Origin of the sequence: Streptomyces sp. W16, from assembly GCF_033194735.1 — a bacterium.
Lineage (GTDB): Bacteria > Actinomycetota > Actinomycetes > Streptomycetales > Streptomycetaceae > Streptomyces.
This window is the reverse complement of sequence record NZ_JAWOAI010001083.1, coordinates 1-1351: the sequence shown is the minus strand read 5'-3', so window position 1 is coordinate 1351 and position 1351 is coordinate 1. Positions and strand designations below refer to the sequence as shown.

General features: G+C 72.5%; 1 protein-coding gene and 1 pseudogene. Both read right to left on the bottom strand.

The annotated features are described in order from the left end of the window. Window positions 1–883: serine/threonine-protein kinase (locus R6V09_RS53275; RefSeq protein WP_317888576.1), on the bottom strand; the 883-nt coding region annotated here is incomplete at its 3' end. Between the two features lie 73 nt (window positions 884–956). Continuing rightward, window positions 957–1351, bottom strand: a pseudogene (locus R6V09_RS53270) (serine/threonine protein kinase); the annotation flags it as partial.

Below are 1351 nucleotides of genomic sequence, written 5' to 3'. Positions count from 1 at the left end.
GCACGGTCCGCCATACGTCGGCGGCTCGCCGCCCGATCTCCGCGAGCACCGCGTCGGGCAACTGCTCGGCGAACTCGCCGCTCCCGTCGTGCAGTTGGGCGGCGAGCTCGGCCAAGTAGGGCCGTTCCTCAGGCTCCTTGGCCAGACATTGGGCGAACAACGGCACAAGCGCGGCCGGTACGCCGCGCAGGTCGGCCTCCGCGTACCGCACCCGGTACAGCAGATCCGCGGGCTGCCCGCTGCCGAACGGGGCCCGCCCGGTGGCCGCGAACACGAGCACACCGGCCAGCGCGAAGACGTCACCGGCCGCGTCGTGCTCCATCCCGCCCGCCTGCTCCGGGGACATGAACGCGGGAGTGCCGACCGAGGCACCGGTACGGGTCAGCGGGTCGTCGCCGATGGCGCGCGCGATCCCGAAGTCGATGACCTTCGGGCCGTAGGCGGTGAGGAGGATGTTCGACGGCTTCAGGTCGCGGTGCACGACGTCGGAGCGGTGGAGCTGGTCCAGCGCCGAACACAGCGCGGCACCCAGCGCCCGTACCGACCTCTCGGGCAGCGGTCCCGCGCTCAGGACGGCCTCGTCGAGGGCGGGCCCGAGCACGAACTCCGTTGCCAGCCAAGGCGTTTCGGCGAACGGATCGGCGTCCACCACCCGGGCCCCGAACCGGTCCCCGATGACCCGGGCCGCGTCCACTTCGAGCCGGAACCGGGTACGGATGCCTGGATCGGTCGCGATCCGGGCGTGCATGGTCTTGAGCGCGACCGTACGACCGCCGACGCCACGCGCCATGTACACCGTGCCCATGCCACCACTGCCGAGCCGGGCAACTAGCCGGTACGGACCGAGAGTTACGGGGTCGTCGTGGGCGAGAGGGGTCGGCATGGGGCTTCGGGCCCTTGTCGTCAGGAGCTGTGGTGGGGACCGCGGCCGATACGACACTCACTCCCGGCCGCGCCTACTGGGACAACTGCACCTCGGCGGCCAGCACGGAGGCCGACTGGTGAGCGACGGCCGCGACGATCCGGGCGGGCAACCAGCCGACGCCGAGCCCACCACCCTCTGTGGGAAAGGCAGTTCGGGAGTCGGGCGCCAGCTCCCCGATAATGTCAGAGAGTTGAGGACGATGGGCCGGATCACGCGCCGAACACCGCGCCACCAGCGAACGCAGCACGGCCGGCAACTCCCCCCGCTCCGGCGCCGCGTGGCCCGTCGCGGCGTACGCGAGCGTCGCACCCAGCGCGTATACGTCACCCAGCGGACGCGGCTGCCCACCGGCCGCCTGCTCGGGAGGAAGACTCGCGAGGTCCAGCCCCGGCGCTCCCCACCGCGGCACACCGTCCGGCGCGGCGG